The organism is Sinorhizobium saheli (genome assembly GCF_001651875.1).
Classification (GTDB): Bacteria; Pseudomonadota; Alphaproteobacteria; order Rhizobiales; family Rhizobiaceae; genus Sinorhizobium; species Sinorhizobium saheli.
In genome coordinates this window covers 205,266-228,884 of sequence record NZ_LNQB01000083.1, presented here as the reverse complement: position 1 = coordinate 228,884, position 23,619 = coordinate 205,266, and the positions used below count along the sequence as shown (strand labels likewise).

Annotated in this window: 19 protein-coding genes; 11 read left to right on the top strand and 8 right to left on the bottom strand. The window is 66.3% G+C overall.

Annotated elements, in window-relative coordinates:
* Position 1: 1 nt before the first annotated feature.
* The 8 genes from nirD to ATB98_RS20795 form a co-directional block, all read right to left on the bottom strand.
* Positions 2 to 340 (bottom strand): nitrite reductase small subunit NirD, encoded by a 339-nt coding sequence (gene nirD / locus ATB98_RS20825; RefSeq protein ID WP_153435926.1) that lies wholly within the window; start codon positions 338 to 340, stop codon positions 2 to 4.
* Positions 341 to 344: 4 nt separating this feature from the next.
* On the bottom strand, positions 345 to 2,807 hold the full coding sequence (gene nirB / locus ATB98_RS20820) for a nitrite reductase large subunit NirB (RefSeq protein WP_066876960.1): 2,463 nt from the start codon (positions 2,805 to 2,807) through the stop codon (positions 345 to 347).
* Between the two features lie 7 nt (positions 2,808 to 2,814).
* Positions 2,815 to 3,000, bottom strand: coding sequence for a hypothetical protein (locus tag ATB98_RS29105; protein ID WP_210178137.1), 186 nt, complete (start codon positions 2,998 to 3,000; stop codon positions 2,815 to 2,817).
* Between the two features lie 406 nt (positions 3,001 to 3,406).
* Positions 3,407 to 4,711: a CmpA/NrtA family ABC transporter substrate-binding protein gene (locus ATB98_RS20815; RefSeq protein ID WP_066876958.1), complete on the bottom strand. Its 1,305-nt coding sequence runs from the start codon at positions 4,709 to 4,711 to the stop codon at positions 3,407 to 3,409.
* A 43-nt stretch (positions 4,712 to 4,754) separates the two neighbouring features.
* Positions 4,755 to 5,345 (bottom strand): ANTAR domain-containing response regulator, encoded by a 591-nt coding sequence (locus tag ATB98_RS20810; protein ID WP_066877418.1) that lies wholly within the window; start codon positions 5,343 to 5,345, stop codon positions 4,755 to 4,757.
* A gap of 364 nt (positions 5,346 to 5,709) precedes the next feature.
* Entirely contained in the window at positions 5,710 to 6,162 is a 453-nt protein-coding gene (locus ATB98_RS20805; RefSeq protein WP_066876953.1) for a helix-turn-helix domain-containing protein, read from the bottom strand.
* A gap of 124 nt (positions 6,163 to 6,286) precedes the next feature.
* The gene (locus ATB98_RS20800; RefSeq protein WP_066876951.1) at positions 6,287 to 6,916 is read right to left on the bottom strand and encodes a LysE family translocator; all 630 of its coding nucleotides are present in this window, start codon (positions 6,914 to 6,916) and stop codon (positions 6,287 to 6,289) included.
* A complete protein-coding gene (locus ATB98_RS20795; protein ID WP_066876948.1) occupies positions 6,913 to 7,386 on the bottom strand; it encodes an Lrp/AsnC family transcriptional regulator in 474 nt (157 codons plus the stop codon). The genes ATB98_RS20800 and ATB98_RS20795 overlap by 4 nt, the downstream gene beginning before the upstream one ends.
* A 295-nt stretch (positions 7,387 to 7,681) precedes the next feature.
* Between ATB98_RS20795 and bcsN the strand changes: the two genes are divergently transcribed.
* The 11 genes from bcsN (at position 7,682) to ATB98_RS20740 (ending at position 23,619) form a co-directional block, all read left to right on the top strand.
* Complete coding sequence (gene bcsN, locus ATB98_RS20790) at positions 7,682 to 8,683, top strand: cellulose biosynthesis protein BcsN (protein WP_234781965.1); 1,002 nt, start codon at positions 7,682 to 7,684, stop codon at positions 8,681 to 8,683.
* Between the two features lie 102 nt (positions 8,684 to 8,785).
* Entirely contained in the window at positions 8,786 to 10,963 is a 2,178-nt protein-coding gene (gene bcsA, locus ATB98_RS20785) for a UDP-forming cellulose synthase catalytic subunit (RefSeq protein ID WP_066876945.1), read from the top strand.
* Positions 10,960 to 13,290 carry a cellulose biosynthesis cyclic di-GMP-binding regulatory protein BcsB gene (locus ATB98_RS20780; RefSeq protein WP_066876943.1) on the top strand — a complete coding sequence of 777 codons (2,331 nt, stop codon included), beginning with the start codon at positions 10,960 to 10,962 and terminating at the stop codon, positions 13,288 to 13,290. Before bcsA ends, ATB98_RS20780 begins: the two co-directional genes overlap by 4 nt.
* Positions 13,287 to 14,330 (top strand): glycosyl hydrolase family 8, encoded by a 1,044-nt coding sequence (locus tag ATB98_RS20775; protein ID WP_066876938.1) that lies wholly within the window; start codon positions 13,287 to 13,289, stop codon positions 14,328 to 14,330. Before ATB98_RS20780 ends, ATB98_RS20775 begins: the two co-directional genes overlap by 4 nt.
* Positions 14,327 to 16,516, top strand: coding sequence for a hypothetical protein (locus tag ATB98_RS20770; RefSeq protein WP_066876936.1), 2,190 nt, complete (start codon positions 14,327 to 14,329; stop codon positions 16,514 to 16,516). The genes ATB98_RS20775 and ATB98_RS20770 overlap by 4 nt, the downstream gene beginning before the upstream one ends.
* Before the next feature lie 245 nt (positions 16,517 to 16,761).
* The gene (locus tag ATB98_RS20765; RefSeq protein WP_066876925.1) at positions 16,762 to 17,925 is read left to right on the top strand and encodes an isovaleryl-CoA dehydrogenase; all 1,164 of its coding nucleotides are present in this window, start codon (positions 16,762 to 16,764) and stop codon (positions 17,923 to 17,925) included.
* A 39-nt stretch (positions 17,926 to 17,964) separates the two neighbouring features.
* A complete protein-coding gene (locus tag ATB98_RS20760; RefSeq protein WP_066876924.1) occupies positions 17,965 to 19,572 on the top strand; it encodes a carboxyl transferase domain-containing protein in 1,608 nt (535 codons plus the stop codon).
* A gap of 14 nt (positions 19,573 to 19,586) precedes the next feature.
* A complete protein-coding gene (locus ATB98_RS29665; protein WP_066876922.1) occupies positions 19,587 to 19,970 on the top strand; it encodes a RidA family protein in 384 nt (127 codons plus the stop codon).
* Between the two features lie 12 nt (positions 19,971 to 19,982).
* Positions 19,983 to 21,971: an acetyl/propionyl/methylcrotonyl-CoA carboxylase subunit alpha gene (locus ATB98_RS20750; RefSeq protein WP_066876920.1), complete on the top strand. Its 1,989-nt coding sequence runs from the start codon at positions 19,983 to 19,985 to the stop codon at positions 21,969 to 21,971.
* Entirely contained in the window at positions 21,968 to 22,837 is an 870-nt protein-coding gene (locus ATB98_RS20745) for a hydroxymethylglutaryl-CoA lyase (protein WP_066876918.1), read from the top strand. The genes ATB98_RS20750 and ATB98_RS20745 overlap by 4 nt, the downstream gene beginning before the upstream one ends.
* Positions 22,834 to 23,619, top strand: coding sequence for a crotonase/enoyl-CoA hydratase family protein (locus tag ATB98_RS20740; RefSeq protein ID WP_066876917.1), 786 nt, complete (start codon positions 22,834 to 22,836; stop codon positions 23,617 to 23,619). Before ATB98_RS20745 ends, ATB98_RS20740 begins: the two co-directional genes overlap by 4 nt.

The following is a 23,619-nucleotide window of genomic DNA, read 5'->3' as shown; positions in this document are numbered from 1 at the left end:
GTTATTCCGCCGCTGCCAGTGCCAGGCTTTCAAGCGCGATGAACAGCGCCCCATTGTCGTTCTTCACCGGGATCGTGCGCACGGCGCCCTCGTCGGCGCCGAGCGCCTTGCCGGTTTCGAGCGAGATGACCCAGTTGTGCAGCGGGCAGGTGACGGCATTGCCGTGTACGATGCCCTGGGAAAGCGGGCCGCCCTTGTGCGGGCAGTGGTCTTCGATCGCGAAGACCTCGTTTTCGGCGGTGCGGAAGACGGCAACCTTGCCGACCGGCGTCTTGACGCAGCGGGCGCCGCGCAGCGGGATTTCGCTGATGTCGCCAATAGCAATCCAGTTCATCGTCATCATCTCACTCCGCTGCCTGATTGAAGCCGACCGTCGCCATCGGCTTGAATTCATGCTTGTCCTTGCCGGAGACGCGCTCCGACCAGGGGTCGACCTGGGCGAATTTCTGGCTGAAGACGAAGCGGTCGTAATAGGCCTTGCGCTTTTCCGCATCGTCCATGATCTGCCGGCGGATCTCGTCGAGGCCGACGCGTTTCGCCCATTTGTAAATGCGTTCGAGATAGCGGGCCTGCTCGCGGTACATCTGCGTCAGCGCGACGATATGCTCGAGCGCCTCGTCCTCGGTCCTGACCAGCCCCAGGACCTCGGTGCCCTTGATGTCGAGGCCGGCGGCGCCGGCGAAGTGGATCTCGTAGCCGGAGTCGACGCAGACGACGCCGACGTCCTTGCAGGTCGCCTCGGCGCAGTTGCGCGGGCAGCCGGAAACGGCCATCTTCACCTTGGCCGGTGTCCACGAGCCCCACATGAACTTCTCGATGCGGATGCCGAGCCCGGTCGAATCCTGCGTGCCGAAGCGGCACCACTCGGAGCCGACGCAGGTCTTCACGGTCCTGAGCCCCTTGGCATAGGCCTGGCCGGAGACGAAGCCCGCCTTGCCGAGATCGGCCCAGACGGCCGGCAGGTCCTCCTTCTCGATGCCGAGCAGGTCGATGCGCTGGCCGCCGGTCACCTTCACCATCGGCACGTTGAACTTGTCGACGACGTCGGCGATGGCGCGCAGTTCCTGCGAATTCGTGACCCCGCCCCACATGCGCGGAACGACGGAGTAGGTGCCGTCCTTCTGGATGTTGGCGTGGACGCGCTCGTTGATGAAGCGCGACTGGTAATCGTCGGCATATTCGTCCGGCCAGTCGCAGACGAGGTAGTAGTTGAGGGCAGGGCGACATTTGGCGCAGCCGCAGGAGGTCTTCCACTCGAGTTCCTGCATGACGGCAGGAATGGTCTTCAGCCCCTTCGCCTTGATCAGGCGGCGCACTTCGTCATGGCCGAGGTCGGTGCAGCCGCAGACCGGCTGCACCGCGGTCGGATTGTAGCTGTCGCCGAGGGTGAGCGACATCAGCTGTTCGACGAGACCGGTGCACGAGCCGCAGGAGGCGGATGCCTTGGTGTGGGCACGCACCTCGTCGAGCGAGGTCAGGCCCTTGGACGTGATCGTCGAGACGATCTTGCCCTTGCAGACGCCGTTGCAGCCGCAGATTTCCGCATCATCCTGCAAGGCTGCAACGGCCGCCGTAGGGTCCAGGGGCGCACCCCCCTGGTAGGCCTGGCCGAAAATTAGCGTATCGCGCATTTCCGAGATGTCGGTGCCGCGCTTCAACAGGTCGTTGAACCAGGCGCCGTCGGCGGTGTCGCCGTAGAGCACGGAGCCGATGATGCGGTTTTCCTTGAGCACCAGTCGCTTGTAGATGCCTGCGGTGGCATCGCGCAGCACGATCTCCTCGCGCCCGTCGCCATCGGCGAAGTCGCCGACGGAATAGAGGTTGATGCCGGTCACTTTCAGCTTGGTCGGAGTATCCGAGTGGACGAAGGCGGCCTTGCGGTCGCCGGCAAGGTGGGATGCGGCAACGCGCGCCATCTCGTAGAGCGGCGCCACGAGGCCGTAGACCATGCCGTCGACCTCGGCGCATTCGCCAAGCGCCATGATGTCCCCGTCGGAGGTCTTCATGCCGGCGTCGACGACGATGCCGCGGTTGACGGCAAGCCCGGCATCCTTGGCAAGGCCGGCATTCGGCCGGATGCCGACCGCCATCACGACGAGCGTCGCCGGTATGATCCGGCCGTCCTCGAGTTCGATGCCCTCGACCCTGGTCTCGCCAAGTATCCGCTTCGTGTTCGCTTTCGTAAGGACCTTGATGCCGCGCTCCTCGACCGCCTTCTGGAGCAGATAGCCGGCGGCGGGGTCGAGCTGGCGCTCCATCAGCGTCGGCATCACGTGCAGCACCGTCACGTCCATGCCGCGCGCCTTGAGGCCGGCGGCGGCTTCCAGGCCGAGCAGGCCGCCGCCGATGACCACGGCCTTTTCGCGCGACTGCGCCGCAAGCAGCATGGCCTGCACGTCGTCAAGGTCGCGATAGGTGATGACGCCCTGCAGTTCCTTGCCGGGCACCGGAATGATGAAGGGCACCGAACCGGTGGCGATCACCAGCTTGTCGTAGCTTTCGGTGACGCCGTGGTCGGAGGTGACCGTCTTGGCGTTCCGGTCGATCCCGATGATCTTGTGGCCCTTGTAAAGCGTGATGCCGTGCTTGATGTACCAGCCGTCACCATGGATGATGATCTCTTCGTAGTCCTTTTCGCCGGAAAGCACCGGCGACAGCATTATGCGGTCGTAGTTGACGCGCGGCTCGGCGTTGAAGATCGTCACCTGATAGCGCCCGGGCGCTTTCTCGAAGAGCTCTTCCAGCATGCGACCCGGCGCCATGCCGTTGCCGATGATGACGAGTTTTTCGGGGGTTTGTTCGGCCATTGGGTAATCACTCCGCAGCTTCGCGAGACGGGGCGCTCGTCGAGCGACGGGAGCAGCGTTCGCGGCATTTCAGGTAGGTTCGGTCGGCGGCGAGCCTCACCCGCCGGTGCGGGCGGGCGAGAGGCATGTCGAGGATCGCGTCGATCCGTGGAAACGGCGCGTTGGTCATCATCGCGATGCCTCGGAGGGACATTGCGTCCTAAACTGGCTGCGGCGGGCGAGGCCGCCGGTCGACGTGTGGGTCATGCCTAGGTTCCCTCGGTTGTGACCGGTCCAAACGGGCAAAAATAAACGCCGCTCGGAAATCGCGCTCCGGGATTGGTGTCCCGCCTGAGGCAAAGTCCTTGCGACGTCGGTGTCTTCGGCAAGCGCGCTGTGGCGCCTGATTCCGCTTCAATCGCCGTTGATCGAAGCAATTCTATAAAAGCAAGCCGCGTGCCAGTCTCGGCTATTCTCACCTATGTCATTGAAGTCTCGAAGGAAAATGCACGGTGCAGCAGGCGCCCAAAAAATTGGCTGCCGCTGGCCGGTGATGAATTGTTGTGCGGCGCAATGGTCGGCGGCCATGTCGTGCTGCTCAAAGAAGCAGCATCTTCGGTTCAGATGTCTTCGGACGGCAGCTGCGAATGGCCCGTCGCCCTGATCGCGAAGGAGGCGACATAGTCCTTCATTCCCTTTGGATCGAAGACGGCGCCATCCATGAAGCGGTCGCCCGGGGCAATTCCTTCGATCGCGGCATCGGAGCCGATCGGCGGCGCCTCCTTCCCGAGGGCTTCGCGATAAAGATCCGGCCGATAGGCGGACAGGGTCGCCTCGATTCCGGCCGTCGAGAGCGGCGCCTGTCCCCAGCGCGCCATCTGGCTGTAGATCCAGAGCGCCTGGTTCGGACGCGGGACATTGGCGAAACCGGAGTGAAAGCTGAAATAGTCCTTGACGACGCGCCGATTGCCTTCGCGGTCGATGGTGAACTCGCCGGCGAGCACGCGGCGGATGATGTCGACCGGCGCCCCCACATAGCGCCGATCGGCGAGCATGTCGGCAAGCGCGGTGCGGTTCTCGGGCGCGTCGGCCCAGCGGGCGGCGCGGTCGAGCGCGACGATAAGGCGCGACACGGTTTCGGGGTTCGTCTCGGCCCATTCGGGCCGCATGCCGACCACCTTTTCCGGCGACGACGGCCAGATATCCTGCTTGGTTGCGACGATGCGGCCAACGCCGCGTTCGGAGGCGACCATGTTCCAGGGGGCGCCGACGCAGAAGCCGTCGATGGCACCGGCAGCAAGCGCATCGGAGGTCATCGGCGGCGGCACGACCACCAGCTTGACGTCACGGTCCGGGTCGATGCCGCCGGCGGCGAGCCAGTAGCGCAATTCGTAGTTATGCGAGGAGAAGGGATAGGTGACGCCCAGGGTCAGCGGCGGTTTGCCGCTCGCCCTGAAGTTCCGGACGACGGTGGCCAGCGCCCTGGCATGCGCCAGCGCGTCCTCGTCGCCGGCAAGTTCGCCTTCGCGCTGCATGAGGCCGTATATGCGGTTCGACAGCGTAATCGCGTTGCCGCCGCGGCCGAGCGAAAAGGGTGCGATCGTCGGCGAGGGATTGGAGCCCAGGCCGAGGATCGCGGCGACCGGCATGGGCGAGAGCATGTGGGCGATGTCGAACTGGCGGAAGGCGAGCCTGTCGCGCACATTCGCCCAGGAGACATCCTTGACGAGATCGAGCGTGATCCCCTCGCGCTGCGCAAAGCCGAATTCGGCGGCGACGATCAGCACGGCCGCATCGACGAGCGGGATGAAGCCCGCGCGCAGCGTGCGCGCTCCCTCGCGGCCGATGCTCACCGGGGCCGGCAAGGCGTCGCCCGGGGCGAGTTTCGCGCCTGCGAAATTATCGGCGTCCGTCACTATCTTCATTTCCGGTGTCTCCCGACATGTCGCCGGCGCGGCGCCCGTCCGCTCATCGGATCAGCAAGCCGGCGGCGGTCACGATGCTCTGCGCGATTTCCGAAATCTTCTTCTTCTCGTTCATCGCCGTCTGGCGCAGCAGCGCGAAGGCCTCCTCTTCGGAAAGGCCGCGCATCTTCATGAGTATGCCCTTGGCGCGCTCGACGAGCTTGCGCTCTTCAAGTGCGGACTTGGCGTCCGCCAGTTCCCGCTGCAGGCGGCTGAAAGCGTTGAAACGGCTGACCGCCATGTCCAGGATCGGCTTGACGCGCTCTTTCTTCAGGCCGTCGACCACATAGGCGGATACGCCGGCCTCGACGGCCGCCTCGATGGAGGCGGTGTCGGACCGGTCGACGAACATGGCGATCGGCCGGCCGACCGTGCGGGTGAGCTGGAACAGATGCTCCATCATGTCCCGGTTGGGGTTTTCGATATCGATGACGATCACGTCGGGCTTGAGTGTCTCGATGATGCGCGCGACACCTTGGACCTCATGGATGACCGTAACCTTGCGATGGCCGGCCTCGCGCAAGCCTTCCTCGATGATCGAGGCGCGGATGGCGTTCTCGTCAATCACAAGAATGGTCAGGTCGCGGTGGGTCATTGCCGCATCATCCTGCAGCGCAGCAATTTTCGCAATACGCATATGCCTAATTATTTTGCGAGACGATAATATGCTCATCTAATAGGCATTGCGCTGTGAATTTGTGCAGCGTGCTGCCAGCCACAGCACACGCCCGTAAAGGGCGCAGGGGCTATTATAGCACTTTCGCGGTGCGGATAATTTGCCTGACCCGGTTCCGATCGGAGGGGTGACAGGCTCGATTCGAGGCGGGCAGCCGCAAAGGGCGCCTGCGCTCCGGCCGCGGAGACCGCGGCCGCTTCCTCAAGCGCGGTAGGCTGCGGCGTGGCGCGGATAGGGCATGCGGCTCGCCATGCGACGCGCGCGGCGGGCCCGCGGCGGGACGTCAGTTATGGAGCGATTCGGCGCGGCGCCTTTCCGATGACATCGGCGTATGCTCCGCTTCCGGCGTGTTCGCCATGGCCGCGACGAGGGAGATGAGCTTCTTGCGCAGGACCGGGTCGGCAATCTTCAGGAAGGCCCTGTTGAGCGCAATGCCCTCCTTCGAGGCGACGAAGGACGAGATTTCCTGCGACTCGTGGATATCGGCCGCCGTCTCGCGCGGCTGGCCTTCCTCCTGCTGGAAGAAGAAGCTCGGATGCACGCCGAGTATGTCGGCAATCGCCTGCAGCCGGCTCGCGCCGATGCGATTGGTGCCTTTCTCGTATTTCTGGACCTGCTGGAAAGTGATGCCCAGACCGTCGGCGAGTTTCTCCTGGCTGAGGCCCACCATCAGCCTGCGCATGCGGACACGCGACCCGACGAAGGCATCGATCGGGTTTGGATCCTTCTTGTTCATCTGCACTCTCCTCGCGCTCGATTCAACCTCACGCATATAAGTCTGCTCGAATAGGCATCGGGATGCAATCAGGACGCGCCATTTTCTGCCGCCGGGGGTGCAGATTTAATGATCGTGCGCGCGGTCAGAGTTCGCCCAGGCGGGTGGCCGCGGAGACCACCGCGGTGATGCCGAAGGCGATCAGGACGAGGCCTGAAATGCGCGATGTCCAGGCGGCGAAGCGGTCCGGAAGCCGTGTCTTCGCGAGCGCGACCCCGCCGCTCAAGAGGAACCACCAGGCGAGCGAGCCGAGAAACACGCCCGCGACGACGACCGCGGCCTTCGCTCCATCGCCGACGGCGGCGAGGCCAAAGCCCGCGAAGATGGCGGCGAAGGTGAGGATCGTGGCGGGGTTCGCCATCGTCAGGAGAAAGGTCGCCATCGTCGTGCGGATGAGATCGCCCGCGCCGATCTCGGCTGCCGCCGCGACCGGTCTCGGGCGCAAGGCGCGCCAGCCGAGCCAGAGCATGAAGAGGCCGCCGAACAGCCCGAGGGGAAGCGAGAGCCTCGAAAGGAGCGCGGCGAAGGCGGCGAAGCCGGCGGCCGCCAGCATCGCGTAGGTGGCATCGGCAAGCGCTGTCCCGAGGCCGCCCGCGACCCCGGCCCAGAAGCCGCGCTCCAGCGTGCGGCTGATGCAAAGCGTGCCGATCGGGCCGAGCGGTGCGGCGACGGCGAGGCCGAGGAGCAGGCCTTTGACAAAAATCCACGTGGTCATCGCGTCTCGCGCTCCATCTCTTTTGCACCGGGCAAGGTGACGGAATTCTCGGCGACCGTAGAAAGCGCGATGACCGTCTCGCTTCGCGCCAGATAGCGCCGCGCCTTCAACTCTGCCAGGAACTGCTCGATGTCGCCGAGTGTCGACATGCGGACCTTGACGCAATAAGACCATCCCCCGGTCACGTGGTGGCATTCCGCGACATCCGGATGGCGAGCCATGAACGTGCGGAACTCGGCCTCGTCGGCCTCGGTGGTAAGGGCGATCCAGACGAAGGCAAGCACGTCGAGGCCGAGCGCCCGGTGATCCACGTCGAGGGTGAAGCGGCGGATGACGCCGCTTGCCACCAGCCGACGGATGCGTTCGTTGACCGCCGAGGGCGAGAGCTCCACCATGGCGCCGATGTCGGTCAAGGAGGTGCGCGCGTCCCTTATGAGGATTTCGATGATTTTTCTGTCAGTGTCGTTCATAACAGAAAAATACGCTGAAACAGTGTATCTGTACAGAGGAAATTTTCGTATTGTACCCATATCGGTTGTCGAGGGGCGGGAGCCTGGCGGGCGCAAGACGGCGGCGTTAGAGGGGAATGCGCTGGTCGATGCCCTGCGCGCGGCCCGCCCGGCCGCAACAGCTTTCGGTCGGAACGGGTTGATCCGGGCGCCGCCATGCGATGCCCGGACTTGAGAAATACCCCTGATGCACTATGCAGTCGGAGAGCAGGGCGGAACTGCTGATTCGGTCGTCGACCGATGAGGCAGTTGGGGAGTGGCGTTGCCGCGCTTTGAATTGCTGCTTGCCATGTTCTCATCCCGCCGGGGGCGAAGTTTGGAGGTCGCCGGATTGCTGTGCACGCGCAGGGCCGCTGGCTTGATTGTTCTGTTGTCGGTATCGGCCGCCGGTTGCGCGGCTCGCGAAGGCGTCCGCATACCGAGCGCCGCGACGACGGTTCCGGCGGAGAACGCGCTGATCCTGCCGCCTCCCGGCGGGCCCGCAGTCTTGAACGTCATCGAGCGCCGCTCCGCCAATGCGGTCGAGCAGGACGTCTATCTCTACACCTCGGCGTCGACGCCCGGGCAGAATTTCCTCCGCGTGCAGATGTTCGGGCCGGTGAGCGCGGGGATCGATCAAAAGAAGAGCGCCTACCTTCCGGTTCGCGCATCGGACATGATGCGGGAGGCGCAGCGCGCCCTTCCGGGCGTCGCGCTGACGCAATCGCCCTACTTCCTGCAGAACAATTACGGCCCGTTCGGCTACGCCTTCGGTCATGGCCGCGGCGGCGATGCATGCCTCTATGGCTGGCAGCAGATACGTCCGCCCGCGAGCCAGCGGGGACCGCTGCGCGATTACGGCACGATCCAGGTGCGGCTGCGCCATTGTGCGGCGGGCGCCACGGAAAGCGAGCTTCTGGCGCCGGTCTACGGCTACACGATCAGCGGCACCTTCGCCGATCCCGACTGGAACCCCTACGGCGAGCCACCGCCCGTGGATGCCGGTATCGGCCGCCCGGGCAATCCGATTTACCGCGAACCTCTTCTCGCCGAACCCAACTTGCGGCCCGCCGCCGGGCGGCCGGCGCCGCGGGTGAGCGCGCAAGCCGTGCGCCCGACCGCCGTTCAGGCCAAGCAGCCGGCGCAGCCGAGGGAAGCGCCGCCCGTATCGGCGGGGCAGGGCGGGCTCCCCACGCCCGCGACTGCGGCCGGTGGAGCCGGCGCCGTGATCGTTCCGATGCCGACCTGTGTGCCGCAGGGAGGCGATGCCTGCCCTTAATCCGCCGCTAACCAGCCTCTGGTAAGGCGGCCGCGTCCGCAAGGGACGCAGAACTCTTGAATCGACGCCGGCGGTATGAGGCCGCCGCTGGAAAGCGAATGTATGAGTAAGATCGTTACTCTTGCCGCCTGGGCTCTGATTGCCCTTTGCCTGGTCGCGCTGATCACGCTGCCCGTCAATCTGCAGACGCAATTGATCGCGAGCGTCCTCGTGGTGACGTTCATGGCCCTGATCAAGCTCATGAAGGCGGGCGGCAAATGGCGGCTGATCGCTCTGGCCTTCGGCAGCGCGATGGTGCTGCGCTATATCTACTGGCGCACGACCGAGACGCTGCCGCCGTTCAACCAGCCGGAAAACTTCATTCCGGGCTTCCTGCTCTACCTCGCCGAATTGTACAACGTGATGATGCTGGCGCTGAGCCTGTTCGTCGTCGCCATGCCGCTGCCGTCGCGGCCCTCGCGCGCAGCCACGCCGGGCAAATATCCCAAGGTCGATGTCTTCGTGCCGTCCTACAACGAGGATATCGGCCTGCTGGCCAATACCCTGGCGGCGGCGAAGGGCATGGATTACCCGGCCGAAAAGCTGACCGTGTGGCTGCTCGACGACGGCGGCACGCTGCAGAAGCGCAATTCCACCAATCTCATCGAGGCCCAGCGCGCCGCGCAGAGGCATCGCGACCTGCAGAAGCTCTGCTCCGACCTCAACGTTCGCTATCTGACGCGCGAGCGCAACGAGCATGCCAAGGCCGGCAATCTCAACAACGGCATGCAGCATTCCAACGGTGACCTGATCGCGGTTTTCGATGCCGACCATGCGCCGGCCCGCGACTTCCTCTTGGAAACCGTCGGCTATTTCGAGGACGATCCGCGCCTTTTCCTGGTGCAGACCCCGCATTTCTTCCTCAACCCGGATCCGCTCGAGCGCAATCTCAGGACCTTCGAGAAGATGCCGAGCGAGAACGAGATGTTCTACGGCATCATCCAGCGCGGTCTCGACAAGTGGAACGCCGCCTTCTTCTGCGGTTCGGCCGCCGTCTTGCGGCGCAAGGCGCTCGAGGACACGGGCGGCTTCAGCGGGCTCAGCATCACCGAGGATTGCGAGACGGCGCTGGCGCTGCACAGCCGCGGCTGGAAGAGCGTCTATGTGGATCGCCCGCTGATCGCCGGGCTGCAGCCGGCGACGTTTGCGAGCTTCATCGGCCAGCGCAGCCGCTGGGCGCAGGGAATGATGCAGATCCTGATGTTCCGCATGCCCCTGTTCAAGGGCGGCCTGTCGATCCCGCAGCGCCTTTGCTACATGTCGTCGACGCTGTTCTGGCTGTTCCCGTTCTCGCGCACGATCTTCCTGTTCGCGCCGCTCTTCTACCTGTTCTTCGACCTGCAGATCTTCACCGCATCCGGCGGCGAATTCCTGGCCTATACGCTCGTCTACATGCTCGTGAACCTGACGATGCAGAATTATCTCTACGGATCGTTCCGGTGGCCGTGGATTTCCGAGCTTTATGAATATGCCCAGACCGTTCACCTGTTGCCGGCGGTCGTGTCGGTGCTGGCGAACCCGCGCAAGCCCACGTTCAAGGTGACGGCAAAGGACGAGTCGGTGCGCGAAAGCCGCCTGTCGGAGATCAGCCGGCCGTTCTTCGTCATCTTCGCCGTGCTCTTCGCCGCCGTGCTGATCACCGTCTACCGGGTCTACAGCGAGCCCGACAAGGCGGATGTGACGCTCGTGGTCGGCGGCTGGAACCTTCTCAACCTCATTCTCGCCGGCTGCGCGCTCGGCGTCGTCTCCGAGCGCGGCGAGCGGGCAGCCTCGCGACGCGTCAAGGTGAGCCGGCGCTGCGAGTTCGCGGTCGGCGAGGAATGGTATCCCGCGACGGTCGAGGACGTCTCGGCGCACGGCGCCCGCGTCCAGGTCTACGGCCTGCCCGGCGATGGCCTTGCCATCGATACGAGAGCGCGGATCCGCTTCGAGCCCTATAGCGGCGACGGCACGCCCGAGACGCTGCCGCTTACGATCAGGAATGTCGAAGTCTCCGGCGACCTGACGATCATCGGCTGCCGCTACACGCCGGAAGCTGCCCGCCACCACAGCCTGGTTGCCGACCTCATCTTCGCGAACTCTGAGCAGTGGAGCGAGTTTCAGCACATGCGCCGGTACAATCCCGGCCTGCTGCGCGGCACGCTCTGGTTCCTCTGGCTGGCGTTCTACCAGACGAGCCGTGGCCTCACCTATTTTTTCCGCAGCATGGCGGCGGATCGCGAGGCGAGGGCGACGCGATGACGAGGGCGCTGGCATTCCTGATCGCGCTTCTCGTCTGCGGGTCGCTTGCCGCGCAGCCGGCGCCTTTCGACATGTCCGGCGAGCGACCGGCCGAAGAGCCGGCTCCGCCGCAACGCCCGGAAGCGGCCGAGCCGGACGCCGGGAACGCCGGTCGCCCGGCCGCCACGGCGCCAGAGCCCGACCGCTCGGACGAGGCATTCCGGCGCTACATCATCCCATTTCGGTCGCTCTCGCTCACCGGCGAGACCGACAGGCGGACATGGTCCGTCTATCTCACGCCGGGGCAGGCGGCGGGCGCAAGGGCACTTACCTTTTCCTATCAGAACGCGATCGTCGTCGCGCCGGAAACGTCGCTCCTTTCGGTCTTCGTCAATGGCACACTCATCGGCGAAGGTCCCGTGCAGGCGGCCGACGCGCCGCAGATGCGCAGCTACGCGCTTCCTGCGGGGCTTCTGCGCACCGGCTCCAACGAGATCCGGTTCCAGGTCCGCCAGCGCCACCGCACCGACTGCACGATCGAGTCGACCTATGAGCTGTGGACCGAAATCGCCTCGGATTCGGCCTTCATCAGTTTCGGGAACGGCGCAGCCCGGGCGCTCACCGCGCTCGAGGACATCCAGGCGGTAGGCCAGGACGGGGCCGGGCGCACGCGCTTCAATATCGTGGCGCCTGCGCTCGAGCAGCCGAGCCGCACCGCGGCGCTGATGCGGCTGGCAGAGGGATTGGCCCTCTTCGGCCATATGCCCACGCAAACGGTGCTTTTCCGGCAGGACCTGCCGGCGGCCGGCGAACCGGGCGAACTCATGGTTCTTGCCGGCACCGCCTCCGAACTCGCGCCCGTCCTGCGTTCACTGCCCCCGGAGGCGTCGACGACGCCGGTTGCCGCCTTCGTCCGCGAGGGCGCGGATCGCGCACCGCTTCTCGTGGTGAGCGGGCCGGACTGGCCGGGCGTCGAGCAGGCCATCGAGATGATCGCCAAGGCGACCGATCGTCCGGTCGGTGTCGCGCGCGACGTCATCAATACGGAGCGTTGGCGCCTGCCGGAGACGCCGCAGGTGTTGTCCGGCAAGCGCTTGTCCTTCTCCGAACTCGGCGTCGAAACCAGCGAGTTCTCCGGCCGCCGCTTCCGCACGGCATTCGCCGTGGCCATTCCTTCCGACTTCTATGCCGACGCCTATGGCGAGGCCAGGGTCCTCCTCGACGCCGCCTATACCGACGTGGTCCGTCCGGGTAGCCGGATCGACATCTATGTCAACGGCAGCATCGCCACCACCGTGCCTTTCGATTCCGCCCGCGGCGGCATCATGCGTCACCTTCCGATCAACGTGACGCTCCGTCATTTCCGGCCCGGACCCAATCTCATTGAGCTCGAAGCGGTGCTTCTCACCGAGTCCGACCGTGCCTGCGCGCCGGGGAGCGCCGCCTCGCCGGAGCCGCGCTTCGCACTCTTCGACAGCTCGGAATTCGAGATGCCGGACTTCGCCCGGATCGCCCGCCGCCCGGACCTCGCGGCGACCGCGGGATCCGCCTATCCATATGGCGGCGGCAGGCCGATCGCGCTCTACCTCGACCGGACGGACGCGGACACGCTTTCGGCGGCCGCAACCTTCGTCGCACGCCTCGCCGTTTCGGGCGGTCGCCCTATCCCGATCGAGACGCTTACATCGCCGCTCGCGGCGGCCAACAGGAACACATTGTTCGTCGGCGCGATCCCGCAGCTTCCGAAGGCGCTCCTGACCCAGGCCGGCATCGACACGGACAGCCAGCTTTCCTGGGGGAACGCGGCGGCCGGCGTCCCGGGCCGCAGGACCCAGATGGCCTTCAACGAATGGCAGACGCGGCTCAAGGGAGGGGGAGGCGTCCTCCTTTCAGTCGAGCAATGGATCAAGGACAGGTTCGATATTTCACTGAGTTCATTGCAGCTCATACCGAGCGAGGAAGCTCCATTCGCACCGCCCGATACGGCGACCCTGCTCGTGGCGCAAGCGGCCGATCCGACGGCGAATGCTGCGTGGACGGTCGTGACGGCGCCGTCGCCGGAGCTGTTGCGGGAGGGCGTCTCTGCCATCGCCGACGTGTCGAAATGGGGGCAGCTCGCCGGGCATATCTCGATCTATGAGCCGGCAAACGACAAGGTGACGGCAATCGCGGCGAAGCGTCTCGACTTCGTGCCGACGACGCCGCCCTCTTTCTGGAACTATCGCCTGATCGCCGCCAACTGGCTGTCGACCAACATTCTTTATTACGCCGTGCTGCTCGTGAGCCTCGCCACCCTGCTCGGGCTGGCGACGGCGATCCTGCTCGGCAAGCTGGGGCGCCGTTCATGAGATACCTCCTTTGCCTGATCGCCCTGTTGATGATCCCGAGCGGTCCGCTCCGGGCCGAGGAAGGACGGGCAGCCGTGAAAGACAGCGCCTGGGCGGCGTACAAGGCGAGTTTCCTCGATCCGACCGGCCGGGTGGTCGACGACGGCAATGGCGGCATCAGCCACAGCGAAGGACAGGGCTATGGCCTGCTGCTGGCATTCCTTGCCGATAAGCCCGCCGATTTCGAGCAGATATGGTCGTTCACCCGCCGCGAGCTCCTCCTGCGCGACGACGGGCTTGCCGCCTGGAAGTGGAGCCCCGCCGACACACCGCATGTCGTCGACGTCAACAACGCGACCGATGGCGATATCCTCATCGCCTATGCCCTCGCGCTGGCGGCCGACCGCTGGGAACGCAGCGACTATTCGAGCGCCGCCGCGACGGTCGCGAGGGCAATCCTGGACAAGACGGTGATCGAACACGGCGGGCGGACGTTGCTGATGCCGGGCGTCGAGGGTTTCTCCGCCAGCGATCGGGCCGACGGGCCCGTCATCAACCCGTCCTACTGGATCTTCGAAGCGCTTCCGGTCCTCGATCGTCTGGTCCCGTCCCCGAAGTGGCAGGCGCTCGCCGCCGACGGCGAGGCGATGATCGCCCGGCTGAAGTTCGGGCCGCGGCAATTGCCGGCGGACTGGGTGAGCGCCCGGACCGCGCTCAAGCCGGCGGCGGGCTTCCCGCGCACCTTCGGCTACAACGCCTTGCGCATCCCGCTTTATCTCATGAGAGCCGGCCGCGCGGATCGCGACCTGCTCCTGCAGTTGCAGCGCGGCATGTTCGCGCCGGACGGATCGCTCGTCATCAGCGACCTTGAGACCGGGGCTGCGAACGACACGCTCTCCGACCCCGGTTATCGGTTTATTAACCATATTCTGGCCTGTGTGCTTGATGGGACGAAGCTGCCAGACGGCGCGGCAACGTTTCGACCGACGCAATATTACCCCTCGACGCTGCATCTGCTGGGACTGTCTTTCGTGGAGGAAAAGCATCCGGAGTGCTTATGAAGTTTCCGCTCATCGCTTTTGCGGGTGTGACGGTCGCGGCAGTCGGCATTGCCGGGTTCGCCGACGGCGACCAGCTGCGCGAGCGTCTCGGAAACATGATCGACCGCACGGCTCCGGAGCTCTCAGCCACCTTCCGCGGCGAAGGAGCAAGGGGCAGCGGCGGCGCCGGAACCGAGTTCGCGCAGGCTGAGCCAGCGGAGACGAAACCGGCGCCGGCCGAGCAGCCGCCGGCCGTCGATGAATCCGCTTTGCGCTATTTCGCGAGCAAGGGCGACACGGCGCGGCTGCAGGCGGAGATTTCGCGCCTGCGGGCGCTCTATCCCGACTGGACGCCGCCCAAGGACCCGCTCGCCGTTCCGCGCAACAAGGATGACGGGCTCGAGGCCATGTGGCGGCTCTACGCCGAGGGGCGCTATGCCGAGGTCCGCCGGGCAATCGCCGAGCGGCAGGCGGGCGACGCGGGCTGGCAGCCGCCTGCCGACCTCATCGAACGCCTCGAGGTCGCCGAAGCAAGGGCGCGGCTCGTCAACGCATCCGATCTCAAGCAGTACGAAACCGTCATTGAGGTGGGGGCAGGGACGCCGAGCCTCCTCACCTGCAGCGAGATCGACATTCTCTGGCGCGTCGCCGAGGCCTTTGCGGAGACGAACCGGTCGGGGCGGGCGCGCGACGCCTATCTCTATATACTGAAGAATTGCGACGACGGGCCGGAGCGTCTCGCGACCGTGCAGAAGGCGGCCGCGCTTCTACCCTATGCGACCGTTCAGGAATTGCTTTCCTATGAGAAGAGCAACGCGGCCGGCGCGCTCGAATTCGAAAGCATCCGCGACGATCTCGCCCGACGTTTCGTCGCCGAAGGCGAGCGCGACGCGACGATCGAGGTCGATCCGAAATATCTGCGGCGCCTCGAGAGGCTGGTCGAGACGGAGAAAGCGGCCTCGGACGCCCTGCTGCTCGGCTGGTACCAATTGCGCCGCAAGAACATGGCGGCGGCGGAGCAATGGTTCCGAAGCGCCTATGAGAAGCAGGAATCCGCCTCCGCCGCGCAAGGCCTTGCGCTGGCCCTGATCGATCGCAAGGCGCCCGAAGAGGCCGAAAGGGTGCTTTATCCGTGGCGCGATGCGTCGGCGGAAGCCCATGCGACCTATATGGCAGCGACCGCCAACCTGCTGGCGATCGAACCGCCGGTTCCATTGTCCGGCGACGTGCTCCGGCGCATTGCGGCCGAAACGGTGAAGGTGCGCGATCCGGCGACCGCGCAGCAGTTCGGCTGGTATGCGCGCGCGCTCGGCCAGCCGCAAACGGCGCTGCAATGGTTCGCGACGGCGCTGCGCTGGAAGCCCGACGACGAGCCATCGGCCTATGGCCTGGCGATCACCCGCCATCAGGTCGGAGACGCCGCCGGCGTTGCCGAAATCCAGCGCCTTTGGGCCGGGCGGTCGGAGCGGATCGCGCGGCTGGGCGAGACCGAGGAGACGGCCGAGAACGAGACTTTGCCGATGCCGGAGCCGGCGAAGGAACGGCCGAAGACCGCCGAGCCGCGGCCGGCGGTTTCGATCGAGGCGGCCAGGCGAGAGGCGATCAGCCGAGAGGCGATCAGGCGAGAGGCCGTTCGCCCGGCGCCCGCGAGCACGGCACCGCGCAGGATCGTACGCGGCGTGGCCGGCTGCCGGACGACGCTCGACCCCAGCGGCCTTTCGCCCGAGACGGCGCTCGCCCGAGGATGGTGCCTGATGGACCTGAACCGTCCGATAGAGGCGGCGGATGCGTTTGCGGTGGCGCTTCGGGCGCCGGCATCGCGATTGCGGCAGGACGCCGCCTACGGGCAGAGCCTGGCCTATCTGCGCGCGGGCCTCACCAACAAGGCGGCCGTCGCGGCGACGAAGTCGCCGCAAAGCCGCGCCCGCGCCGTGGAACTGCAGACGGCCATTCTCGCGGACCGGGCGATCGCAGCCTTCGATGCCGGCCGCTACAGGGAGGCGCTCCTCTACCTCGATCAGCGGAGCCGGATCGCCTCGGAACGAACCGACCTCATGGTCCTGCGTGGCTATGCCTACATGAACCTCAAGCGTTTCGCCGAAGCGAAGCGCATCTTCGAGGCCGTCGCGGCCACGGGCAACAGCGACGCGCTGCGCGGCGTGGCGGACGTCAACGCGGCGCAGGAGATCTGGCCGCGGAAGTTCTGAAGGCTCGGACCCACGAGCATGAGCCGCGACGGGCAGCGGCTGCCCGTGCGGAAGCGTTGCGGCATGCCCGCGCCCGCCTTTGCAGATCGTGCTTGGCGGCCCGGCTCTTTGGAAGGAAATTAGCCGGCGGCGATGTTATCGTTCGCGACGACGGCGGCTGAGCGCTAACATGTCCTGGTGGCGCGCCGTTCGTCCCTGCCTTGTCGATGAGGAGATCGCGGGCAGCGTGTCGGGAGGAGAATGGAATGTTTCAAGGTGGATTGAACTTCGCTCTTGGCGAGGAGGTCGATGCGTTGCGCGAAACCGTGCGCCGGTTCGCCTCCGAGCGCATCGCGCCGCTCGCCGACGAAGCAGATCGCAACAATGCCTTTCCGATGCAGCTTTGGCCGGAGATGGGCGAACTCGGCCTGCTCGGCATCACCGCCGACGAGGCCCATGGCGGCGCGGGACTGGGCTATCTCGCCCATTGCGTCGCGATGGAGGAAATCAGCCGCGCATCCGCGTCGGTGGGCCTGAGCTACGGCGCCCATTCAAACCTCTGCGTCAATCAGATCAACCGCAACGGCAATGCGGACCAGAAGGCCAAGTACCTCCCGAAGCTCATTTCCGGCGAGCATGTCGGGGCGCTCGCCATGTCGGAGCCGGGCGCCGGCTCGGATGTGGTCTCGATGAAACTGCGTGCCGACAAGCGCGGCGACCGTTATCTCCTCAACGGCAGCAAGATGTGGATCACCAACGGCCCCGACGCCGACGTGCTGGTGGTCTACGCCAAGACCGATTCCGCCGCCGGCCCGCGCGGCATCACCGCCTTCCTCGTGGAAAAGACCTTTGCCGGTTTCTCGGCCGGCCAGAAGCTCGACAAGCTCGGCATGCGCGCCTCGCACACCTCGGAACTGATCTTCGCGGATTGCGAGGTGCCGGAGGAGAACGTGCTCGGCAAGGTCGGCGAGGGCGTCAGGGTGCTGATGTCCGGCCTCGACTACGAGCGGGTGGTGCTTTCGGCCGGGCCGCTCGGCATCATGGCCGCTTGCCTCGACGTCGTCGTCCCCTATCTCCATGAGCGCAGGCAGTTCGGACAGCCGATCGGCGAATTCCAGTTGATGCAGGGGAAACTGGCCGACATGTATGTGACGATGAATGCCGCGCGCGCCTTTGTCTACGCCGTCGCGGCGGCTTGCGACCGCGGCGAGACGGCGCGCAAGGATGCCGCCGGCTGCATTCTCTATGCGGCCGAGAAGGCGACCGCCATGGCGCTCGAGGCGATCCAGGCGCTCGGCGGCAACGGCTACACCAACGACTATCCCGCCGGCCGGCTGCTGCGCGACGCCAAGCTCTATGAGATCGGCGCCGGCACGAGCGAGATCCGCCGCATGCTGATCGGCCGGGAACTCTTTGCCGAGACCAAGTAGCCGCGCCGCCGGCCGACGGAAGTGCATCCTGGGGGGACCATGACAATATTGCGATCGCATATCTCGCCATCCTCGGAGATGTTCAAGGCGAACCGCGCCGCCATGGGGGAAGCGATCTCGACGATCGAGGAGGCGGTGCGGCTCGCGGCCGCTGGCGGCGGCGAGACGGCGCGCGAGCGCCATGTCAGCCGCGGCAAGCTCCTGCCTCGCGATCGGATCGCCTCGCTCGTTGACCAGGGGACGCCTTTCCTCGAGGTCGGCGCCACCGCCGCGCACGGCATGTACAACGGCGAGGCGCCCGGCGCGGGGCTCATCACCGGCATTGGCCGCATTTCCGGGCGCGAATGCATGATCGTCTGCAACGATCCGACGGTCAAAGGCGGCACCTACTATCCGATCACCGTCAAGAAGCATTTGCGGGCGCAGGAGATCGCTGCCGAGAACCGGCTCGCCTGCGTCTATCTCGTCGATTCCGGCGGCGCCAACCTGCCGAACCAGGACGAGGTCTTTCCGGACCGCGATCATTTCGGCCGCATCTTCTACAACCAGGCGAACATGTCGGCCGCCGGCATCCCGCAGATCGCGGTGGTGATGGGCTCGTGCACCGCCGGCGGCGCCTATGTGCCGGCTATGTCCGACGAGACGATCATCGTCGAAAAGCAGGGCACGATCTTCCTCGCGGGCCCGCCGCTGGTGAGGGCGGCGACCGGCGAGGTGGTGTCGGCCGAAGACCTCGGCGGCGCCGACGTCCACACCCGGCTTTCGGGGGTCGCCGATCACCTTGCGCGCGACGACGCCCACGCGCTGGCGCTGGCGCGGCGCGCCGTTTCCGCCCTGAACCGCGAAAAGCCGTGGCCGATCGAACGGGTGAAGCCGGAGCCGCCGCGTTACGACCCGGAGGAGATCACGGGCATCGTGCCGGCCGACCTCCGCACGCCCTATGAAATCCGCGAGGTGATCGCCCGGATCGTCGACGGTTCCCGTTTCGACGAGTTCAAGGCGCGTTTCGGCACCACGCTCGTCTGCGGCTTCGCCCATGTGCATGGCATGCCCGTCGGCATCATCGCCAACAACGGCGTCCTGTTCTCGGAGTCGGCCGTAAAAGGCGCCCATTTCGTCGAGCTCTGCGCCCAGCGCAAGATCCCGCTCGTGTTCCTGCAGAACATCACCGGCTTCATGGTGGGCCGCAAATACGAGACCGAGGGAATCGCCAGGCACGGCGCCAAGCTGGTAACCGCGGTCGCGACCGTGAAGGTGCCGAAGATCACCATGCTCGTCGGCGGCTCCTTCGGCGCCGGCAACTACGGCATGTGCGGGCGCGCCTTCTCGCCGCGCTTCCTCTGGACCTGGCCGAACAGCCGCATCTCGGTGATGGGCGGCGAACAGGCGGCGGGCGTGCTTTCGACGGTGCGCGGCGAAGCCTTGAGGCGGGCGGGAACACCTTGGAACGAAGAGGAGGAGGCTCGCTTCCGCCAGCCGGTGCTCGATCTTTTCGAGCGGCAGAGCCATCCGCTCTATGCGTCGGCGCGCCTTTGGGATGATGGCGTCATCGATCCGCGCAAGAGCCGGGACGTGCTTGCGCTGTCGCTCTCGGCCGCTCTGAACGCGCCGATAGAGGAGACGCGCTTCGGACTGTTCAGGATGTAGCGAGAGGGGTTGATATGAAGCGCGACAACATCAACGCCATACACGCACCACAGCCGCGCGGCGGCTATTCGCAAGCCGTCAGCATCGAGAACTTCCGGCGCCTGCTGTTCGTCAGCGGCCAGATACCGATGACGTCGGATGACGTCCTGCCCGAGGGCTTCGAGGCGCAGGCGCGCCAGGTCTGGCTGAATGTCGACGCCCAGCTCAAGGCCGCCGGCATGACGAAGGCGGATATCGTCAAGGTGACGACCTACCTCGCCGACAGGCGTCATGTCGCCGCGAACCGCGAGATCCGCACCGATTACCTCGGCTCCCTGGCGCCGGCGATGACGGTCGTGATCACCGGCATCTTCGATTCCGCCTGGCTCCTCGAAGTCGAAGTGGTGGCGGCGCAATAGATGGAAAGAGGCATGTTTGCAAAGCTCCTGATTGCCAATCGCGGTGAGATCGCATGCCGCATCATCCGAACCGCGCAGCGGCTCGCCATCCGCACCGTCGCTGTCTACTCCGACGCGGATGGTGACGCGCTGCATGTGAGCCTCGCCGACGAGGCCATCCGGATCGGGCCGGCGCCCGCCGCCGAGAGCTATCTTTCAATCGCGCGCATCGTCGAGGCGGCAAGGAGCGTCGGCGCGGATGCCATCCACCCGGGCTACGGCTTTCTTTCCGAAAATGCCGATTTCGCCGAGGCCGTGGAAGATGCGGGGCTGGTGTTCGTCGGGCCGCCGCCGTCTGCGATCCGGGCGATGGGCCTGAAGGATGCCGCCAAGGCGCTGATGGAGCGCTCGGGCGTGCCGGTCGTCCCCGGCTACCACGGCGACAGGCAGGATGCGGCCTTCCTGGAGCAGCAGGCGGGGGAAATCGGCTATCCCGTGCTGATCAAGGCGCGGGCGGGCGGCGGCGGCAAGGGCATGAGGCGCGTCGAGCGGCGGGAGGATTTCGGCGCGGCGCTGGAAACGGCACGTCGGGAGGCGGAGGCCGCCTTTGGCGACGGCGCGGTGCTGATCGAGAAATACCTGTCGAAGCCCCGCCACATCGAAGTGCAGATTTTCGGCGACCGGCACGGCAACATCATCCATCTTTTCGAGCGCGACTGCTCGCTGCAGCGCCGCCACCAGAAGGTGATCGAGGAGGCGCCGGCGCCCGGCATGACCGCGGAAGTGCGCCGCGCCATGGGCGATGCGGCTGTCCGGGCGGCGCAGGCCATCGGCTATGTCGGCGCCGGCACGGTGGAATTCATCGCCGATGTCACGAACGGCCTCTGGCCGGACCATTTCTATTTCATGGAGATGAATACGCGGCTGCAGGTGGAGCATCCGGTGACGGAGGCGATCACGGGTCTCGACCTCGTCGAATGGCAGCTGCGCGTCGCGGCCGGCGAACCCTTGCCGAAGAAGCAGGGCGACATCGGCATCAACGGCTGGTCCTTCGAGGCGCGGCTCTATGCCGAGGACCCGGCGCGCGGCTTCCTGCCGGCAACGGGCAGGCTCGCATATTTGAGCTTTCCCGACGCCCAGGTGCGCATCGATTCCGGCGTCCGTGAGGGGGACGGAATAACCCCCTATTACGATCCGCTGATCGCCAAGCTCATCGTTCACGCGCCAAGCCGATCGGCGGCGCTCAGCCGCTTGCAGGCGGCCCTCAAGGAGTGCCGCATCGCCGGAACCACAACCAATCTCGATTTCCTCATCCGGCTGACCGAAGACCATGATTTCCGCTCCGGCCTGCCGGACACGGGACTGATCGACCGGGCGATCGACCGGCTGACGGCGCCGATCGCCCCCGACGACGAGGCGCTGGCGCTGGCGGCGGTCATCGCGACCGGTGCGCTCGCGCCCATGAACTCGACCGATCCGTGGTCGTCGCTCGGTTCGTGGCAGATCTGGGGCGACGCCCATCGCACGGTCACGATCGACCATGCAGGCAGCCGCGTGGCGGTGACGCTCGCCTCGCGCGGGCGCGACCAGTTCGCGGTGCGCGCCGGCGCGAGCACGCTGCCGATCCTGGTGCTGGAGCGCTTCGAGAACGGCGCGCGGCTGGAAGTGGCCGGGCAGAAGCGCGCGGTCCGCTTCGCGCAGGAGGGCGAGGCGTTGACGCTGTTCCACGATGGAGGGAGCCTCGTTTTCCACCTGCCGGATGCGCTCGGCGGCGGGCACGTGAGCGAGATCGCCGACGACGAGCTGGTCGCGCCGATGCCCGGGCTCGTCAAGCTGGTGCGCGTCGGCGCCGGCGAGGCCGTCACCAAGGGACAGCCGCTCGTCGTCATGGAGGCGATGAAGATGGAACTGACGCTGTCGGCGTCGCGTGAGGGGACGGTGGCCGGCGTGCATGTGGCCGAGGGCACGCAGGTGAGCGAGGGGACGGTGCTCGTGACGCTCACCGAGGAGGCAGCTGAATGACCGCGCCGGCAAGCGAGCACGTGACGATCGTCGAAGTAGCGCCGCGCGACGGTCTCCAGAACGAGTCCCGGCTCGTCGACACGGACGACAAGATCAGGCTCGTCGACCGCCTGTCCGATTGCGGCTTCGAGCGCATCGAGGTGACGAGCTTCGTGAGCCCGCGCTGGGTGCCGCAAATGGCCGACGCGCCGGCCGTCATGGCCGGAATTGCCCGGCACCCCGGCACGCGCTATGCCGTGCTGACGCCGAACATGCGTGGCTTCACGGCGGCGCTTGCGGCGCGCGCCGATGAGGTGGCGATCTTTGCATCCGCTTCCGAGAGCTTCTCGCAGAAGAACATCAACTGTTCGATCGCCGAGAGCATTGAACGCTTTCGCCCGGTCGCCGAGGTCGCCCGCAGCCAAGGCATACCCATGCGCGGGTATGTGAGCTGCGTCGTCGAATGCCCGTATGAGGGCGCGATCGCACCCGCTGCGGCGGCGCGGGTCGCGCGGCTGCTTGCCGACCTTGGCTGCTACGAGGTCAGCCTCGGCGACACCATCGGACGCGGGACGCCGGAGGCCGTGGACGCCATGCTGGCGGCCGTGCTTGGCGAGATCGTCGCGACCGGGCTTGCCGGGCATTTCCACGACACCTCCGGTCGTGCGCTGGAGAACATCGCCGCCGCACTCGAGCGCGGGGTCAGGGTCTTCGACGCCTCCGCCGGCGGTCTCGGCGGCTGCCCCTACGCGCCGGGTGCGGCGGGAAATGTCGACACGGTGGCGGTCGATGACTTTCTTCGGGCGCGGGGATTTTCAACCGGGCTCGATGCGGAAAAGCTCGAGCAGGCGGCGCTCTTCGCGCGGTCTTTGAGGAGCGAGCCATGACGTCCCGGACGATCCGTCTTGCCGTCGACGAACGGGGCGTTGCTAGGCTGACGCTCGCCCGCCCGGACAAGCACAACGCGCTCTCCGCCGCCATGATCGGCGAGCTCACCGACGTGGCCGGCCGGCTCGCCGTCGACGCAACGGTCCGGGTCGTCATCCTCGACGCGGAGGGAAAGAGTTTCTGCGCAGGCGGCGATCTCGACTGGATGCGCGAGCAGTTCTCGGCCGACCGGCAGACGCGGGTCGCCGAGGCGACGCGGCTCGCCATGATGTTCAAGGCGCTGAACGAAGTGCCGAAACCGGTGATCGCGCGCGTCCACGGCAACGCCTTCGGCGGCGGCGTCGGGCTGATCAGCGTTTGCGACGCCGTCATTGCCGCGTCGCCTGTAAAATTCGGCCTTACCGAAACGCGCCTCGGCCTGATCCCGGCGACGATCAGCCCCTATGTCATCGCCCGGATCGGGGAGGGGAAGGCGCGGCCGCTGTTCATGACGGCACGGATATTCGATGCCGAAGAGGCGCGCACTTCCGGTCTCGTGACGACGGTCGTGGACGGCGATGGCCTCGACGCGGCGGTCGAGGCCGAAGTGGCGAGCTATCTCGTCGCGGCTCCCGGCGCCGCCGGCCGCGCCAAGCGGCTGGCACGATCGCTCGGGAACGCGATCACCGACGACGTGATCGCTCGGACGATCGAACAGCTCGCCGATACCTGGGAGACCGAAGAGGCCCGGGAAGGCGTCTCGGCCTTCTTCGAACGCCGCGATCCGTCGTGGCAACGGTGA

Excerpts from the sequence above, each read along its gene's own strand:
- nirD (WP_153435926.1), bottom strand. The coding sequence starts at position 340 with ATGACGATGAACTGGATTGCTATTGGCGACATCAGCGAAATCCCGCTG.
- nirB (WP_066876960.1), bottom strand. The coding sequence starts at position 2,807 with ATGGCCGAACAAACCCCCGAAAAACTCGTCATCATCGGCAACGGCATG.
- ATB98_RS29105 (WP_210178137.1), bottom strand. The coding sequence starts at position 3,000 with ATGTCCCTCCGAGGCATCGCGATGATGACCAACGCGCCGTTTCCACGG.
- ATB98_RS20815 (WP_066876958.1), bottom strand. The coding sequence starts at position 4,711 with ATGAAGATAGTGACGGACGCCGATAATTTCGCAGGCGCGAAACTCGCC.
- ATB98_RS20810 (WP_066877418.1), bottom strand. The coding sequence starts at position 5,345 with ATGACCCACCGCGACCTGACCATTCTTGTGATTGACGAGAACGCCATC.
- ATB98_RS20805 (WP_066876953.1), bottom strand. The coding sequence starts at position 6,162 with ATGAACAAGAAGGATCCAAACCCGATCGATGCCTTCGTCGGGTCGCGT.
- ATB98_RS20800 (WP_066876951.1), bottom strand. The coding sequence starts at position 6,916 with ATGACCACGTGGATTTTTGTCAAAGGCCTGCTCCTCGGCCTCGCCGTC.
- ATB98_RS20795 (WP_066876948.1), bottom strand. The coding sequence starts at position 7,386 with ATGAACGACACTGACAGAAAAATCATCGAAATCCTCATAAGGGACGCG.
- bcsA (WP_066876945.1), top strand. The coding sequence starts at position 8,786 with ATGAGTAAGATCGTTACTCTTGCCGCCTGGGCTCTGATTGCCCTTTGC.
- ATB98_RS20780 (WP_066876943.1), top strand. The coding sequence starts at position 10,960 with ATGACGAGGGCGCTGGCATTCCTGATCGCGCTTCTCGTCTGCGGGTCG.
- ATB98_RS20775 (WP_066876938.1), top strand. The coding sequence starts at position 13,287 with ATGAGATACCTCCTTTGCCTGATCGCCCTGTTGATGATCCCGAGCGGT.
- ATB98_RS20770 (WP_066876936.1), top strand. The coding sequence starts at position 14,327 with ATGAAGTTTCCGCTCATCGCTTTTGCGGGTGTGACGGTCGCGGCAGTC.
- ATB98_RS20765 (WP_066876925.1), top strand. The coding sequence starts at position 16,762 with ATGTTTCAAGGTGGATTGAACTTCGCTCTTGGCGAGGAGGTCGATGCG.
- ATB98_RS20760 (WP_066876924.1), top strand. The coding sequence starts at position 17,965 with ATGACAATATTGCGATCGCATATCTCGCCATCCTCGGAGATGTTCAAG.
- ATB98_RS29665 (WP_066876922.1), top strand. The coding sequence starts at position 19,587 with ATGAAGCGCGACAACATCAACGCCATACACGCACCACAGCCGCGCGGC.
- ATB98_RS20750 (WP_066876920.1), top strand. The coding sequence starts at position 19,983 with ATGTTTGCAAAGCTCCTGATTGCCAATCGCGGTGAGATCGCATGCCGC.
- ATB98_RS20745 (WP_066876918.1), top strand. The coding sequence starts at position 21,968 with ATGACCGCGCCGGCAAGCGAGCACGTGACGATCGTCGAAGTAGCGCCG.
- ATB98_RS20740 (WP_066876917.1), top strand. The coding sequence starts at position 22,834 with ATGACGTCCCGGACGATCCGTCTTGCCGTCGACGAACGGGGCGTTGCT.